This is a genomic window from Draconibacterium halophilum (assembly GCF_010448835.1).
In the GTDB taxonomy this organism is placed as follows: domain Bacteria; phylum Bacteroidota; class Bacteroidia; order Bacteroidales; family Prolixibacteraceae; genus Draconibacterium; species Draconibacterium halophilum.
The window spans coordinates 2,591,295-2,607,594 of record NZ_CP048409.1 but is presented as its reverse complement, the minus strand read 5'-3'; the positions used below and the strand labels follow the sequence as shown (position 1 = coordinate 2,607,594).

Genomic DNA, 16,300 nt, shown 5'->3' with positions numbered 1-16,300 from the left:
TTTTTTATGTTACAACGAGAACCAGTAACTAAACTTGATCATAAAAGCATTTTCGGCACTGATTTTACGAATATCTTTAAAACTATTGAATAATGACGCATTGTACATCTCCTGATAGTTGCTGCGACTATGGCTCCAGACAAAATAAAACGTCGAACCTGTTTTATACTCCCAACGGGCCACAAAATTCGATCGGAGTTCCTGAAAATTAAAATCAAAATCGTAGGATGAGAAATTATGATATTCGTTACCTGAACCATCGAGGAGTAAATCACCCTGGCGGGTTAACAATTCAAAACGCTGATCCAGATCTTTTGCTTTCGAATCGTTTACACGTTTATAGTCTTCGTATTTCCCCGACGATACATACGGACTACCATAATACTGAAGCGACAGTTCCGGAGTAATAAAAAACTCTGCTCTAAAAGTTGAATAAAAGGTCTGCCTGTCGAGATTCCCTACAACGTATTCATACTTATCCGAATTTTCATTAATTTTTGATCTCCGTAAATACTGACTGTTGTCTTGTTCATCAGCATAAGTAGAACTCAACGACATCATAAAACGCGTACTCAATCGCCAGTCTAATTGAAAAGTATATGCATTCTCGTATGAAATATCGTCGGCGTAGCGGGTGAAGTCAGTCCGTAGTCCGGCAAAGAAATCGCGTTGCGAGTTGGTTTGGATTGCAGCGGCAATACGATTTCGGTTATCAACTCTTAACGACGGACCACCCCGCAATCTTCTGGTATCTATTTCATTTACGTAACGATAAGCCGCCAAATCGAGTCTCCAGTAATTTTTAAACCGTAGCCCTGAAATGAAGCTAAAATTGTCTCTTAAATTTTCACCGCTGTACGTCCAGTTATGTCCCTGTGCCAGCTTTAACGAATAATTTAAGATTATGCCTTTTGGTTTGTTTACAAGATATTGTATACGAAAATTCTGGTCGATGTAGTCTGCCTGGCGCAAATACCCCACGTCGTTCATATCAACACCTGGCGATCGCCACTCCACATCGCCGGTAATTCGTAATTTTCCACTTCGTTTTCCACCAGCCAATTCTCCTCCCCAACCGCTTAAACTGGTTCTTGATGGGTCGTAATCCAAGTAATCCGCATCAACGCGTTGAAAATAATGACGCGAATTTCGTTGTAAACGTGCAATCGATTCCTCACTACCACTAATCCGCGAAGCAAAGCCTTTTGCGGCAACGTAATATTTTCTGTTTTTCCAATTGTGTTCAAAATCGAGGCCTCCAACAAGTGAGTTATCTGTTAGAAATTCAAGGTTTTCGTCTTTAATATTACGAATCGAGGAGGTAACTATTCCTCCCAACACTGTGCTCCCTTCATTAAAATCCTGCTTTACACGGGCAATCGAATAGTTGGTAAACGGTTCAATGGCTTCTTTTATACTCTCATCGGCCGATTTTATGGTAGCTGTTTCACGTGCAGTCATACTGTTTACTAACCCTAACGAGAAACCATTCTTATTCTTTCCGGTAAGTTTTAATGCATTGATTATTGAGGTATTTTCAGGCATTTCAAGTGTTTGATCTTCACTATAATAAGGTTCGTAACTTGGAGCATGACCTATGCGGCGCGAATAAAAAAGCATATCGTTGCCCGAATTATATTCCAGAATACTGTTTCCTTCCAAAAAGAAAGGACGTTTTTCATCGTAAAATACTTCGTACGAGGTTAGATTCAATTCAGAAGGATCTGCTTCAACCTGACCAAAATCAGGGTTAAAAGTATAATCCAAAGTAAAATTAGAGGTAACACCAACCTTGCCATCTACACCAAAACCAACATTTTCTTTATTGTTAGAATTCGGGAAATATTGTCCACTTGCGTATGGCATTACTTCAAAATTACGTTTGTATGGAATGTCCTTTATACCGCGTAATTCACCAAAAATATAAACCATTGCCGGTGCATCAATCGGAATCAGTTTCCATTGGCTTTCCTCACTGTGCCGATGAATCCATCGCCAAATATGCATTCCCCATACATGCTCCTCTTTTTTGGCAAAACGAATTTGAGTGAATGGAACCCTCATTTCTGCATACCAGGCTGAATCGCCAATAGACGTTTTTCCATCCCAAACAGCGTTCCAGTTAAAATCCCATCCGTATTCACCCATGTGCATTAAATCAACTTTTTGGCCCGCTGAAGTTAAATTAAACTCAAATGCGGTTTGTTTATCGTTATACGAATCAATTGCTATCCCCGTAATGTCGCCATTATTCTCATCCCTCCTACCAAGTATCGGGCTCATTTTTTCCGGTTCATTATCGTAACATATTATACCGAAGTACAAATATTTATCATCGTATAAAATCTTTATTTCAGTTTCCTGCGAAGGAGATTTTGCCTGATGCGGTTGTTGCTGAATAAAGTCTCCGTCCCAGGTACCAACAGTTTGCCAGCACTCATCATCCAACTTCCCGTCAATCTTCGGTTCCAAAGAAGTTCGCGTGGCATAATACACCCTATTTATACTGGCATAATGATTTACCAAAGAATCATCGGAGAGCGTATAATTGAAGTCTTGTGCATGAACAATAAATGCACCTACAACTATTATGATTACAGTTTGAGCAATTTTAAACAGCATGAATGGTTATTTGTTAGCGCCAAAAGTAAATATAATTCCTTAAATATTAACATTTATCATAAAGAAATATAATTTTAGACCAGTTGCTTTAGGAATTCAAATTTACAATCCTTTAAATTCCATCGTATCCCATTTTTTTACATTTATTAACAGTATTGCATAAAGAAGGTACTGAACATGAGGTAACTTCCCACCTAAAATTGATACGAGTAAACATTTTTTACGCAACAGAGTTATTATTGGCAGAAATTAAGATGACTTAAACTTATATTGATTTCAAATTTGTATGAAGAAAATCAAAAAGATTCTAATCGCAAACCGAGGCGAAATTGCGATTCGCGTAATGCGAACCTGCAGGGAACTTGATCTTGAATCAGTTGCCATTTACTCGGAAGCAGACAGGACTTCGCTTCATGTGCGTTATGCCCACGAAGCTTATTGTGTAGGTAAAGCACCATCGAGCGAAAGTTACCTGAACATTGAAAAAATTATAGAAGTTGCCAAACAAAGTGGCGCTGATGCAATTCATCCCGGTTATGGATTTTTATCGGAAAATGCCGATTTTGCCCGACGCTGTGCCGAAGAAGGAATCGTGTTTATTGGTCCCTCGCCCGAGGTAATTGTTCAAATGGGAGACAAAATTCAGGCACGCGAAGCAATGACTGGTGCCGGAATTCCCGTAGTTCCCGGAACCGATGGAGAGATAAAATCGGAAGAAGAAGCGCTGGAAGCCATAAAAAGTATCGGCCTTCCGGTAATGATAAAAGCATCAGCCGGTGGTGGCGGTAAAGGAATGCGCCTGGTGAAAAACGAATCCGAAGTGGTTTCTGCAGTTCGTGCAGCCCGTTCCGAAGCTAAATCAGCATTTGGCGACGATGCTGTTTACATTGAAAAGTACATTACTTCGCCACACCACATCGAGTTTCAAATTCTTGCCGACCAACACGGAAATACCGTTCATCTTTTCGAGCGTGAATGTTCGGTACAACGTCGTCACCAGAAAATGATCGAAGAAACGCCTTCACCATTAATGACTCCGGAACTACGTGACGAAATGGGCAAAGCGGCTGTTGAAGCTGCAAAAGCAGTAAATTATATGGGTGCAGGAACCATCGAATTTTTGGTAGACAACGATCTGAATTACTACTTCCTTGAAATGAATACACGTTTGCAGGTGGAGCATCCAATTACCGAACGAGTTACAGGAATCGATCTGGTAAAACAACAAATTTATATTGCTGAAGGCCGCGAATTGGAATTCGGACAAGACGATTTGAGGCAAAGAGGTCACGCCATAGAATGCCGGATTTACGCCGAAGATCCTGACAACAACTTTATGCCCAGTTCCGGTAAAGTTTATAAAATATCTTCACCACTTGGGTTGGGAGTTCGTACTGATGGGTATGTTTACGAAGGTTATGAAATTCCGATATACTACGACCCGATGATTTCGAAACTTATTGTCTGGGGTAATACACGCGACGAAGCCATTGCAAGAATGCGTCGGGCGCTGTACGAGTATAAAATTACCGGTGTAAAAACATCAATAAAAATGCTGGAACGCGTAATGAACAATGAAAATTTTATTGCCGGTAATTACGACACACATTTTATTGAGAAAAACCAGGAACAACTGCTATCGAATGCAACTAAGGATAACCCGGAAGACATGGTTATTATAGCTGCTTTTATCGATTATCTGGATAAGATAGGAAGTAATGCAGCAATAACCAAAGAGTTTGTGCCGGCACAAAGCCGCTGGAAAAAAATTCCTTACGTAAATCATTTTTAAACAAAAATTATGGCTGTTGAAATTAAAATTGGAGACAGAGTTGCATGGGCAAACCTGTTAAAACAAGATGGTAACATCCTGGAAGTTGAAGTAGACGGTAAAATATACAATGTAGATCTGATGCACACTGCCGATGGCACATTTTCAATTCTTGAAAACGGACATTCGTACGACATTGAGCTGGTTCCCGATGAAACACCTAAAAAATATACCGCTTACACTTTATACGAACGCTACGATGTTGAAGTGATCGATGCAGAAGCACGTTACCTGCAAAACCGGAATGCGAATGGAGCCGGACCAGGCGACAATAAAATTACGTCGCCCATGCCTGGCAAGGTAGTTAAAGTTATGGTTGAAGAAGGAGATACTGTAAAAGAGGGTGATACCATAATTATCATTTCAGCCATGAAAATGGAAAGCGAATACAAAGCTCCAAAAGATGGCACAGTGAAAAAAGTTAATGTAAAAAATCAGGATACCGTCGACAGCAACCAGGTATTAATTGAATTGGACTAAAAGAAAAGAAATGGATTTAAAAGAAAAATACGAACAGCTTCAAGCATTTAATGCAAAAGCCGAACTCGGTGGAGGTAAAGAACGAATTGAAAAACAACATGCCGCAGGAAAAATGACAGCCCGCGAGCGCATTCAGCAATTACTCGATCCGGGGACTTTTAATGAGATTGATAAATTGATGACACACCGGAATTACGATTTCGGCATGGAAACAAAAAAGGTTTTAGGCGACGGTTTAATATCAGGCTATGGAAAAGTAAATGGCAGGCTAGTATATGTTTTTGCACAGGATTTTACGGTTTTCGGTGGATCGTTAAGCCGTGCCAATGCCGATAAGATTGTAAAAATTCAAGAGCTGGCATTAAAAATGGGAGCTCCACTTGTGGGCCTAAATGACTCTGGTGGCGCCCGAATTCAGGAAGGTGTAGAAAGCCTTGCAGGTTACGCCGATATTTTTTACAATAACGTAATATCATCAGGTGTAATTCCTCAAATCTCGGCCATTCTAGGGCCTTGTGCAGGTGGTGCAGTATACTCTCCAGCCCTCACCGATTTTATCTTTATGGTAAAAGAAAAAAGTCATATGTTTGTAACGGGTCCCGAGGTTATAAAAACAGTTACCCACGAAGATGTTACCAAAGAAGAACTGGGTGGAGCCGACACACACAGCACGAAAAGTGGTGTAGCTCATTTTACGGGTAACGACGAGGAACAAACCATTATGATGGTTCGCGAATTGTTAAGCTTCCTGCCGTCTAATAACCTTGAAGATCCTCCTGTAAAACCTACCATCGACCCTTCCGACCGAATTAGCGAAGAATTGGAAGAGATCGTTCCCGCAGATCCGAATAAGCCTTACGATATGCACGATATCATCCAGAATGTAATTGATAACAAACACTTTCTGGAAGTACAACCGAATTATGCACAAAATATAATTGTTGGATTTGCCCGATTTGGGGGTCGCCCGGTGGGTGTTGTTGCCAACCAACCCGGCCATTTGGCAGGAGTCCTGGATATCAACTCATCGGTAAAAGCTGCGCGTTTCGTACGTTTTTGCGATGCATTTAATCTGCCACTGGTAACTTTTGTTGATGTACCGGGGTTCTTGCCCGGAACAGGACAGGAATTTGGCGGCATTATTAAACACGGTGCAAAATTGCTTTACGCATTCTCAGAAGCCACCGTTCCGAAAGTTACAGTAATCACCAGAAAAGCATATGGTGGAGCGTACGACGTAATGTCGAGCAAGCACATTGGTGCCGATGTAAACCTGGCTTACCCAACAGCAGAAATAGCAGTGATGGGGCCTGAAGGTGCAATAAATATTATTCATCGCGAAAAAATGACCGAAGAAGAGAAAGCAGCTAAAGTTCAGGATTACAGAGAAAAATTTGCCAATCCGTACAAAGCAGCCTCGTTGGGCTATATCGATGAAATTATTCATCCGCGCGATACGCGTAAAAAGGTTATTGATGCACTTGATATGACACAGAACAAACGGAAATCGAATCCACCTAAAAAACACGGAAATATCCCGCTTTAATTAGATTGATGGAGATTAAAATTCAGCTTGATGGAGCTTGAAGCCAGGTCTGGACATATAAAATACAAATGAATTAAAAGAGATTGATTTAAAGTAAATACCTACTTTGTAGTCAATCTCTTTTTCAATCTATATCAATTTTGTTTCTCATAAAACTACTACATTTGAGCCCCGAAAATTAGTTTGCTGGTTAACAAGGCCAATTTTCACACAAAAACCCGTCAAACTGTTTGATAAATAACATTTTATTCCTATTTTTGCGCGTCCAAAATTTTGGATATTATATTTAATAATTTAAAAATTAGATGATTATGTTGAATCAGTACGAAACCGTTTTCATTTGTACTCCCGTTTTATCTGAGCCACAGGTAAAGGAAGCGGTAAAAAAATTCAAGGATCTCATCACCGAAAATGGAGGTGAATTGATCCATGATGAAGATTGGGGAATGAAAAAACTGGCTTACCCAATCCAAAAGAAGTCTAGTGGCTTTTACCACTTGTTTGAGTTTAAAGCCGATCCTGCATTCATTACAAAAATGGAGACAGATTTCCGTCGCGATGAGCGCATTATCCGCTTCATGACAGTAAAACTCGACAAATATGCAGTTGCATACAGCGAGAAGAGAAGAAAACTTCGGAAAGCAAAATCAGAAAAAAAGGAGGATTAAATCATGGCACAAACAAGTGAAATCAGATACCTGACTCCACCGTCAGTAGAGATCAAAAAGAAGAAATATTGCCGTTTCAAGAAAAACGGGATCAAATACGTTGATTACAAAGACCCCGAGTTTTTGAAAAAATTCCTGAACGAACAAGGTAAAATTTTACCTCGTCGTATCACCGGAACTTCGTTAAAGTATCAGCGCAAAGTTGGCCAGGCCGTTAAACGTGCCCGCCAGGTTGCATTGCTACCATTTGTAACCGACATGATGAAATAAGAGGAGGACTTGAAATGGAAATTATATTATTACAAGACGTAGAACGTTTAGGCAGCAAAGATGACATTGTTGAAGTTAAAGGTGGTTTTGCAAGAAACTTTCTGATCCCAACAAGTAAAGCTATTGTTGCTACCGAGTCGGCTAAAAAAGTATTGGCTGAGAATATTAAACAACGTGCTCACAAAGAAGCTAAATTGAAAGAAGAAGCTACAAAAATTGCGGAGCAAATTGTTGCCAAGAAAATTTCTATTGGTGCAAAAACAAGTACTTCAGGCAAAATCTTTGGATCGGTTAACACCATCCAATTGGCTGAAGCGATTAACAAAAAAGGATTTGAGATCGATCGCAAACAAATCTCTATTCCTGAAGACAGCATCAAGGAAGTTGGTACTCATACAGCTAAAATCAAACTGCACAAAGACGTTGTGGTTGAGATTGAATTTAAAGTTGTTGCGGAATAAGCATATTTTTGCATACACAATACTAAAAACGAGAAAAGGGTTTCCAAATGGAAACCCTTTTTATTTTATATATAAGTTTGAAAGAGTCTTTTTCACCTTGTTCTGCAATCAAGCTTTTTCTGCCGGAGGCTTTCATCTTTGCCTTATAGCAAAGACGAAGCAGAAAACTCAAGGCTGCTTTTAATACTCAACCGTTTTTACAATTCCGGAAATTCGTGGAACTTGTAATTTACAAATCAAGTAGTTTCTGGTAAGCAACCACATCGAGTATACGTCCGAACTTCTGTCCTACCTGTTTAAAATGTCCGCATTTTTCGTACCCCAATCGTTCGAACAGTTTTATACTTGTTTCGTTTTCTGCAGTAATAATCCCCAATAACACTACTATTCCAACTTCCAAAGCCTTTTGCTCCATCTGTAACAAAACCTCGCGGCCAATACCTTTTCCAAAATATTCAGGTTTGAGATAAATGGTTATTTCGGCACTTCGGTCGTAGGCTGCACGATTTTTATAACGCCCCAGGTAACAATATCCTGCAACTTCGTTATTGTAATAAATCAGAAACGATCGAAACCGCTTATCGCCTAAAGGCAAAACTTCCTTCAGGTCGGCTTCTATTACCGAACCGGTGTGAAAGGTTGCGGTGGAATTAGCAATGTAATAGTTATAAATGTCTTTAATCAGACTCAAGTCTTTCTCCTCAAGTATTTCGAGGCGAATCGCTTCTCTCATACTTCAAAAACCTATTTTACAGCAATCGTTTCAATTTCAACCATAACACCCAAAGGCAACTCTTTTACTGCAAATGCGGCTCTTGCAGGTGGGTTCTCGCTATAATATTTTCCGTAAACCTCGTTCATCGCTTTAAAATTGGCCATATCGCTTAATAAGCATGTTGACTTTACTACATCGGAAAAAGAATAACCGGCCTCCAATAAAATCTCGCCAATGTTATGCATTACCTGCTCGGTTTGTTCAGTAATTCCACCTTCAACGACTTTCATGGTTGCCGGATCGAGTGGAACTTGTCCTGAAATATAAAGCGTTCCGTTTACTTCAACAGCCTGGCTGTAAGGACCAATTGCAGCAGGTGCTTTTTCTGTAGCTATAATACGTTTCATAGTGTAATTTTTTCTTGTGAAGATACAAGAATATGCTCCAATTTTCAAGATCAGCAATCAGTCAATAAAACTTATTAATGGAAAGAAAACAAAAGCTCCAACCATAGTTATTGCGAATTGTGGAGGGCACCATTTCTATACAAAAACGCTGCTCTTTAATTGCAACTACATGTCTTTTTTCAACGCAATTAACGCCCTAGAAACTAAAATTATCGTAGTGACTTTGTTGCTTCTGTATCTTCAAATCCTGCAGCATTGATGACGAAGCGCTGATGGTAAAACTGTAACTTTTACGAAAACCAAACGGCACAAAATTAAACGACATGTTCCAGCAGTGCAGGTCGCGGTTTAAGCGGAAAGAAGTTAATGCGAACTCGCCTTCCTGGATATCGAAGTTGGTCATGGCACTCATTTGCCATTTATCAGTAATACTAACATTGCCACGCAATCCCAGCGTTTGGGTTACCCGGCCATTGGGATTAGCCCTGTTTGGTCCGGAATAATTCAAACTGTAGTCGAAACCAAAATCCCAGGGCATACTAAAATCAACGTATTCATCGTAAATAGGTGGCAATATTTCTTCTCCGGGACCAGGAGCACCTTCCTGGTTGCCACCTTGCTTATTTTCTTCTTTTTTCTTGTCTTTCGAGTTAAAATTCATTCCAAACGAAAGGTTGGCACGAGTTATACGCCCAAGCTTTTTAATCCCGTTTCGTTCGTTCCAGGCGTATTTATGAATTTTGCGGTAATTCTCGTCAACCATATACGGGTCGAGCGTAGTTCCCATATTAATACTCACCCCAGCAACCGTTGTACGTGCTCTGATATTAAATGGCGACAGGTTCAACGAGTCGGCAATCAGGTTGTAGGATGAAGAAATACTAAGGTTGTCAATTATTTTCACCTTTTTGTAATTTTGTTCTTCATCGGTTTTTGTCGAATCACGAACATCAAGCTTTTTCATTTCCAGGTTGTTGTTCAGCGAGAACGAAATGGCTCCTGACTCTCCTCTTCCGGGCGATCCACCGTAAATACCTCCTAGGTTAGTATCAAAATAACGGGTATTTCCCGATGAGTCAACCTGTACTTCCTGCCAATACCCGTAGTGTTCCTTACCAAAATCGGGACGGTAACTAAACGACACTGAAGGTGACATTTTATGACGAATCCCTTTAATTTTTGAGTTCGGATTTCGCGGAATATACATCCCATAAATATTGGCCGATGCGCTAACACTGTAGGCATAATCGTAAACACGGTTTAACCCTGTAATGGTATCAATTTGAACATTGTCGGGAATGGATGAGGGATTTCCGGTAAACTCACCATCCTCTTCATAATTATAATTGTATTTTTTGAAATACCATTTTTCGTTATAACTAATACCCGGGCTAAAATTAATGTGATTAAACAAGGTAAAACTCGGGAATGAAATAGGCAAATTGTGTCGAATACCATTTTTCCAGTCGGTAGCAAACGAACTGCTTAGTATTTCGTCTTCCCGGGCATTAATCGAGTTTTTAAAGTTTGATGTATAATTAATACCAAATTTCTCGTAGAATTTAACCTTTCCGCTGCGATTCTTTTTTCTGAACGGATAGACTTTTGCCATACTAAAAGTCATTTCAGGCAACGACAACGACATGGTACTATCCTTGGTATTTTGCGAATGACGCAGGTTCATCGACATATTAAATGGTGTATTCTCGAACTTTCGTGAAAAAGAAATACTCGATGATTTTGTGGTGGTCAGGTAATCATTCATGTCGTATGCATTTTGCTTATCGTAACCACTCGACGAAACGTTTACACTGGCCGAGAATGTTTGATTCGGATTAGCTTTCGCATCCTGCGAGTGCGACCACAAAATTTTATACTGTGTACCTTCACTGTAATTATCTAAACCTTCTTCTCCATATTTATTCTTTGCATACTCAAAACCAAAATTACCACTAAACTTGTAGCGCTTTTTATAATTCGTTTTTATACGCGTGCCCCACGAGCCTCGCGAGTAGATATCTCCCTGAACGGCCAAATCGAAATATTCGCTTGCTGCCCAATAATACCCCCCATCGCGCAGAAAGAACCCACGGTTTTGCTCCTCACCATACTTTGGTATTAAAATACCCGACGAATAGGTTGGTGAATTGGGGAAATACCCAAACGGAAGAATTGGAAAATAAATCGGAAAATCCTCTAAAACCATGTATGCCGGACCGGTAATGATCTTTTCATTCGATACTACTTTTGCCTTTGTTAAGTGCAAATAAAAGTGAGGATGATCAGCATCACAGGTCGTATATTTGGCATCTTTGGTGATGAAAACTTCTTTACCAATTTTTTTTGTTCGGTCGCTAAGAATAAAACCTTCGCCCTGTGCCGAAACAACTTTTGTAATAAACGCCTTTTCACTTTCGAAATTATAGCGCATAGTTTCCGACTCATACTCTTCCGCCCTTGCCTGAATAAAGGTTTCTGTGTCATTTCGCCAAGCGAATCGAGAGTGCCTTCTGCATAAATCTCCTTGGTTTCAAGGTCGAGTTCAATATAATAGGCTTCCAGTTCAATATTCTGATAGGTAACTTTTGCCTGATTATATAAGTACACTTTTTGCCCATCAAGCGACACAACCATCGAGTCAATTGCCGCATAATCAATTGGCGCATCAATTACTGGTTGTTCTTCTTGTGCCGTTCCCAACGAATCTATTCGGCTACTATCCTGCAAAGAGGTATCCTGAGCAATAATACTAAGTTCGGGCAATAAAGTATCGGCAGATTGTTGCTGAGGAGCCACACTAATGCTTGGTTCCTGAGCTAAAATCAATAAAGGAGTTACCAGGAATAAATATGTAATGAATATTTTATACAAAATGTTTTCTGCTTTTCGAACTTACTTTGGCTGCACAAAAATATAAATATGGAGTATACTAAAGTGCTTTAAAATGTAAAATAATGCTAATATTTCTATTTTTACGTTTAGAAGTCTTAAGCGGGGCAAAGCAAATAAATAAAATGGTATCGAACAAATACTAAGACTCCGCATTTAACTGTTTATATAGTAGAATACAGATCAGATATTTACATGATACAAAAACGTTTAAAATTACTTCTGTTCATTGTTAGCATATTTTTGGTGGTGCAAAGTTTTGCTACAAAACAATTTTCGCCTGAAAGCCAAAAAGAAGGCATTTCTGTTGTAGTTATCGATCCGGGACATGGCGGCAGAGACCTCGGCGCATCGTTTGGCAACGCAGTTGAAAAAAATATTGTGCTTGATATTGCACTAAAACTTGGAACAACAATAAAAGATAATTACCCCAACATTAAAGTGGTTTTCACTCGTACCAGCGATATTTTTATTCCACTATATAAACGTGCCGAGATTGCCAACAAAAACGAAGCCGACCTGTTTATTTCCATCCACGTAAATGCTGTTAATGCCAGAAGTGTTCAGGGAACTGAGACTTTTGTATTGGGACTGCACCGAAACGACGATAACCTGGAAGTGGCTAAAAAGGAAAATGCAGTAATTCTGTTGGAAGACGATTACAATACCACTTATGAAGGATTTGATCCGAATCTACCCGAGTCGTACATCATGTTTGAAACCATGCAGGAAGAATTCCAGGGACAGAGCGTTATGCTGGCCTCAAGCATTCAAAATGAATTTCGCGATTATGCAAAACGCCTCGACCGCAGTGTAAAAATGGCCGGATTTCTTGTATTACGCGAAACCACCATGCCCAGCGTACTAATCGAAACAGGATTTATTAGCCACAATGGCGAGCGGCAATACCTTACCAGCGAAGCCGGAAGGACACGACTTGCCTATTCCATTTTCAGGGCTTTCAAAGAATATAAATCAGACATAGAACAACGTAGTAGTTTTCACCTGGTAACGGAAAACAACACCGAAGTTGTTAATCATACCTCCGGGAATACAAATTCAGCTCTATCAGATTTACCCTTGGCTCAATCCGGAAGTCCGGCCCGTCAGCAAAATACAGACAAATTAATTTATTCCGTACAAATAATGGCTTTAACACGAAAAATTGAAACCACACCAGCAAACTTTAAAGGCGAGCAAAATATCTTTCGGATAGAAGGCCAAAACCTGAGCCGCTATTTTTCGGGAAACTTTAAATCGATTGGCGAGGCAGAGCAGGAACAAAACAGAATAAGCACAGAATACCCCAACGCCTTTGTGGTCGCTTTAAAAAATAATAAGTTAATTTCTATAAAAAAGCTGACAGACCATTGATAAATCCCTTTGGAATTGGCTACTTTTACATTAAAATCTTATTTTTCTGCCATGAAGAACGCAAAATACACGAAACTGGGAATATTAATTGTTTTTTCAATAGCCATACTTATTTGGGGTTTAAGCTTTCTGAAAGGCAATGATATATTCAACCAAAACGACTATTATCATGTGTATTACAACCGGGTTGACGGACTTGTAAAATCCAATGAAGTAACGCTAAACGGCTTTCAGATTGGTCAGGTAACCGAAGTAAAATTCGCTCCCGATAACAGCGGAAGACTGATTGTAACCTTTGCCGTTAACTCTTCATTTAAAATTCCGGTAGAATCTACCGCACGAATTATTAGCAGCGATATTATGGGGACACGGTCGATTGAGATTGTGTACAGTGGCGAAGATGAAATGTACCAATCAAATGACACCATACAGGGATCAATTGAAGCCGGTCTTAAAGACCAGGTGAGCATGCAGGTGCTCCCGCTAAAAAATAAAGCTGAAGAACTATTGAGCACTGTTGATTCAGCAATCACAGTTCTTACTGTTATTTTTAACGAAGATGCCCGCGAAAATCTGTCAACCAGTTTTGAAAAGATCAACCAAACAGTAGCAAACATTGAAGCTACAACTGCCGACCTTCAGGAAATAATGGAATCGGAAAAAGGAAATGTGAGAAGCATTGTTTCAAATATTGAAGAACTTACAGCAACTTTTAAAAACAATGCGGCTGAATTTGAGGCTACCCTTAAAAACCTGAATAGTTTTTCTGACACGCTGGCCAATGTATCGGTAACGCCTATTTTAAACAACCTGGCCGATGCATCGGCAAAAATAGAGAATGTGCTTGAGAAACTGAACAGCGAAGACAATTCTGCCGGTTTGTTGCTAAACGACGATGAATTGTATCAATCAATAAACATGCTTTCCGAAAATCTGGGCTTCCTGATTGGCGATATTCAACAAAATCCAAAACGTTATCTGCAGGTTTCTGCCTTCGATTTTGGCAAGGAGGTGTATATTAATACCAAAGATGATGCTTCGGCAAAAGACATTGTTTTTAAAGTTCACCTGGTTTCAACAAAATCAAAATTGAGTACAGATGCCGATATTTTTGAATCGATTGACAATATAGAAGAATACCATACCGGTGATGTTTATAACTATTTAACCGGCTCAACGAGCAAGTACAGTGAGATAGAGGAAATCTATCAAAATTTGCGTTTTCAATTTCCGGGATCAAGTATCGTAGCATTCAAAAATGGCCGGCTTATCAAGCTTAAGAAGGCTCTCAAACAAATACGGTAATTAACGCGAAATATTGATAATTATTTGCCCGAAAATCCGACCCCACCAGACCCTACCGGCTATATCGTTACAGTTCAATCACTTAATGGAAATGCGCTGATTTACAGACAGTTATAAATATTTCAAAAATTTGAAATTTTAATCGCCTGACATAGAACCCTATATGAGCGATGTTCTAATTGCAATAGATTTATGATTTTTTTTTTAACTTTTTTTTCACAACTTTTGTACTCGGAATACCACTAGGGAAATTTTTTGTAGAACCTCATTATCCAGCAATTGTAAATGAACATTGAATACAGAGATGCATGGGAGAAGTGCCTAAACGTTATAAAAGATAACGTACCTAACAGCAGCTTTAAAACCTGGTTCGAACCAATCGAACCGATTAAATTAGAAAACAAAGTATTAACAATTCAGGTTCCAAGCGCGTTCTTTTATGAGTACCTTGAAGAACAGTTTATAGACATTCTCCGCAAGACTCTTCGAATGGTTTTAGGTAACGGAGCCAAACTTGAATATAATGTTGTTTTAAGCAATAAAAACAGCAATGAACCGTATACTGTTAGTTACCCTACGAATAATAATAACAAAATTCAAAATAAACCACTTACTGTGCCATTAAAAGCAGAGGAAAAAGCAACAATAAAAAATCCTTTCATTATTCCGGGAATCCAGAAACTACAGATCGACCCGCAATTGAAACCGGACAATACCTTCGAAAATTTTGTTGAAGGCGATTGTAACCGTTTGGCCCGCAGTGCTGGTTATGCCGTGGCGCAAAATCCGGGAGGAACAGCTTTTAATCCTTTAATGATTTATGGAAACTCAGGTTTGGGAAAGACGCACTTGTCGCAGGCCATTGGCATACAAGTAAAAGAAAACTTCCCCGACAAAGTGGTTTTATATGTAAACGCAAATAAATTTCAGACGCAATTTACCGAAGCAACCCGTAATAATAACCGGAACGACTTTTTACATTTCTATCAAATGATTGATGTGTTGATTCTTGACGATGTGCACGAATTTGCAGGAAAAGAAAAAACACAAGAAACATTCTTCCACATTTTCAATCACTTGCACCAAATGGGAAAACAGCTGATTTTAACGTCAGACAAACCCCCTATCGAGCTTAAAGGAATGGAACAGCGATTATTATCGCGTTTTAAATGGGGACTGACGGCTGATTTGCAAACGCCCGACTTTGAAACGCGCATGGAAATTTTGCGCCGAAAAATATACAAAGACGGCATTACGCTTTCGGAAGAAGTGATGGAATACATCGCCTCGCATGTATCAAATAATGTTCGTGAGTTGGAAGGTGCACTGGTTTCATTGCTTGCACAATCGATGTTGAACAAGCGCGAAATTACACTTGAGTTAGCTGCCAAGTTGATTAACAAACTGGTGAAAAATTCAAAACGCGAACTTTCCATTGAATACATATCGAAAGTAGTTTGCGATTATTTCAGCATGCCGGTTGATGCGCTGCAAACCAAAACAAGGAAACGCGAAATCGTTCAGGCACGGCAAATCGCCATGTATTTCTCTAAAAGTTTAACAAAATACTCGTTAGCAAGTATTGGGGCACAAATTGGCAGTAAAGATCACGCTACTGTTCTTCACGCTTGTAAAACAGTGAATAACCTGAAAGATACCGATAAAAACTTCCGACAGTTCGTTGAGGATATAGAAAAGAAATTAAAAATGTAATATTGGCAGGCTTTTTAGC

General features: G+C 39.5%; 14 protein-coding genes. 9 read left to right on the top strand and 5 right to left on the bottom strand.

Features of this window, described 5'->3' with window-relative positions:
- Positions 1–9: 9 nt before the first annotated feature.
- Positions 10–2,622, bottom strand: coding sequence for a DUF5916 domain-containing protein (locus G0Q07_RS10435; protein WP_163346035.1), 2,613 nt, complete (start codon positions 2,620–2,622; stop codon positions 10–12).
- A 286-nt stretch (positions 2,623–2,908) separates the two neighbouring features.
- Between G0Q07_RS10435 and accC the strand changes: the two genes are divergently transcribed.
- The 6 genes from accC (at position 2,909) to rplI (ending at position 7,878) form a co-directional block, all read left to right on the top strand.
- Positions 2,909–4,414 (top strand): acetyl-CoA carboxylase biotin carboxylase subunit, encoded by a 1,506-nt coding sequence (gene accC, locus G0Q07_RS10430; protein WP_163346034.1) that lies wholly within the window; start codon positions 2,909–2,911, stop codon positions 4,412–4,414.
- A 9-nt stretch (positions 4,415–4,423) separates the two neighbouring features.
- Positions 4,424–4,933 (top strand): biotin/lipoyl-containing protein, encoded by a 510-nt coding sequence (locus G0Q07_RS21205; protein ID WP_163346033.1) that lies wholly within the window; start codon positions 4,424–4,426, stop codon positions 4,931–4,933.
- Positions 4,934–4,943: 10 nt separating this feature from the next.
- A complete protein-coding gene (locus G0Q07_RS10420) occupies positions 4,944–6,479 on the top strand; it encodes an acyl-CoA carboxylase subunit beta (protein ID WP_163346032.1) in 1,536 nt (511 codons plus the stop codon).
- A 311-nt stretch (positions 6,480–6,790) separates the two neighbouring features.
- Positions 6,791–7,147 (top strand): 30S ribosomal protein S6, encoded by a 357-nt coding sequence (gene rpsF / locus G0Q07_RS10415; RefSeq protein WP_163346031.1) that lies wholly within the window; start codon positions 6,791–6,793, stop codon positions 7,145–7,147.
- Positions 7,148–7,150: 3 nt separating this feature from the next.
- Entirely contained in the window at positions 7,151–7,417 is a 267-nt protein-coding gene (gene rpsR, locus G0Q07_RS10410) for a 30S ribosomal protein S18 (protein ID WP_163346030.1), read from the top strand.
- Between the two features lie 14 nt (positions 7,418–7,431).
- Complete coding sequence (gene rplI / locus G0Q07_RS10405) at positions 7,432–7,878, top strand: 50S ribosomal protein L9 (RefSeq protein WP_163346029.1); 447 nt, start codon at positions 7,432–7,434, stop codon at positions 7,876–7,878.
- A 229-nt stretch (positions 7,879–8,107) separates the two neighbouring features.
- On the opposite strand, the gene G0Q07_RS10400 is transcribed toward rplI, so the two are convergent.
- The 4 genes from G0Q07_RS10400 to G0Q07_RS20735 form a co-directional block, all read right to left on the bottom strand.
- On the bottom strand, positions 8,108–8,611 hold the full coding sequence (locus G0Q07_RS10400; protein WP_163346028.1) for a GNAT family N-acetyltransferase: 504 nt from the start codon (positions 8,609–8,611) through the stop codon (positions 8,108–8,110).
- 11 nt (positions 8,612–8,622) lie between these two features.
- Positions 8,623–9,000 (bottom strand): RidA family protein, encoded by a 378-nt coding sequence (locus tag G0Q07_RS10395; protein WP_163346027.1) that lies wholly within the window; start codon positions 8,998–9,000, stop codon positions 8,623–8,625.
- 196 nt (positions 9,001–9,196) lie between these two features.
- Positions 9,197–11,266: a putative LPS assembly protein LptD gene (locus tag G0Q07_RS10390; protein WP_262888018.1), complete on the bottom strand. Its 2,070-nt coding sequence runs from the start codon at positions 11,264–11,266 to the stop codon at positions 9,197–9,199.
- Positions 11,257–11,871, bottom strand: a complete 615-nt coding sequence (locus tag G0Q07_RS20735) for a hypothetical protein (protein ID WP_246222877.1) — start codon at positions 11,869–11,871, stop codon at positions 11,257–11,259. Before G0Q07_RS20735 ends, G0Q07_RS10390 begins: the two co-directional genes overlap by 10 nt.
- Before the next feature lie 213 nt (positions 11,872–12,084).
- Between G0Q07_RS20735 and G0Q07_RS10385 the strand changes: the two genes are divergently transcribed.
- The 3 genes from G0Q07_RS10385 to dnaA all read left to right on the top strand — a co-directional run bounded on the left by G0Q07_RS10385 (position 12,085) and on the right by dnaA (position 16,281).
- Entirely contained in the window at positions 12,085–13,263 is a 1,179-nt protein-coding gene (locus tag G0Q07_RS10385; RefSeq protein ID WP_163346025.1) for an N-acetylmuramoyl-L-alanine amidase family protein, read from the top strand.
- A gap of 51 nt (positions 13,264–13,314) precedes the next feature.
- On the top strand, positions 13,315–14,568 hold the full coding sequence (locus G0Q07_RS10380) for an MlaD family protein (protein WP_163346024.1): 1,254 nt from the start codon (positions 13,315–13,317) through the stop codon (positions 14,566–14,568).
- 285 nt (positions 14,569–14,853) lie between these two features.
- Positions 14,854–16,281 carry a chromosomal replication initiator protein DnaA gene (dnaA, locus tag G0Q07_RS10375; RefSeq protein ID WP_163346023.1) on the top strand — a complete coding sequence of 476 codons (1,428 nt, stop codon included), beginning with the start codon at positions 14,854–14,856 and terminating at the stop codon, positions 16,279–16,281.
- Positions 16,282–16,300 lie beyond the last annotated feature (19 nt).

Excerpts from the sequence above, each read along its gene's own strand:
- G0Q07_RS10395 (WP_163346027.1), bottom strand. The coding sequence starts at position 9,000 with ATGAAACGTATTATAGCTACAGAAAAAGCACCTGCTGCAATTGGTCCT.
- rpsR (WP_163346030.1), top strand. The coding sequence starts at position 7,151 with ATGGCACAAACAAGTGAAATCAGATACCTGACTCCACCGTCAGTAGAG.
- accC (WP_163346034.1), top strand. The coding sequence starts at position 2,909 with ATGAAGAAAATCAAAAAGATTCTAATCGCAAACCGAGGCGAAATTGCG.
- G0Q07_RS10385 (WP_163346025.1), top strand. The coding sequence starts at position 12,085 with ATGATACAAAAACGTTTAAAATTACTTCTGTTCATTGTTAGCATATTT.
- G0Q07_RS21205 (WP_163346033.1), top strand. The coding sequence starts at position 4,424 with ATGGCTGTTGAAATTAAAATTGGAGACAGAGTTGCATGGGCAAACCTG.
- G0Q07_RS10380 (WP_163346024.1), top strand. The coding sequence starts at position 13,315 with ATGAAGAACGCAAAATACACGAAACTGGGAATATTAATTGTTTTTTCA.
- rpsF (WP_163346031.1), top strand. The coding sequence starts at position 6,791 with ATGTTGAATCAGTACGAAACCGTTTTCATTTGTACTCCCGTTTTATCT.
- rplI (WP_163346029.1), top strand. The coding sequence starts at position 7,432 with ATGGAAATTATATTATTACAAGACGTAGAACGTTTAGGCAGCAAAGAT.
- G0Q07_RS10435 (WP_163346035.1), bottom strand. The coding sequence starts at position 2,622 with ATGCTGTTTAAAATTGCTCAAACTGTAATCATAATAGTTGTAGGTGCA.
- G0Q07_RS10400 (WP_163346028.1), bottom strand. The coding sequence starts at position 8,611 with ATGAGAGAAGCGATTCGCCTCGAAATACTTGAGGAGAAAGACTTGAGT.
- dnaA (WP_163346023.1), top strand. The coding sequence starts at position 14,854 with ATGAACATTGAATACAGAGATGCATGGGAGAAGTGCCTAAACGTTATA.
- G0Q07_RS10420 (WP_163346032.1), top strand. The coding sequence starts at position 4,944 with ATGGATTTAAAAGAAAAATACGAACAGCTTCAAGCATTTAATGCAAAA.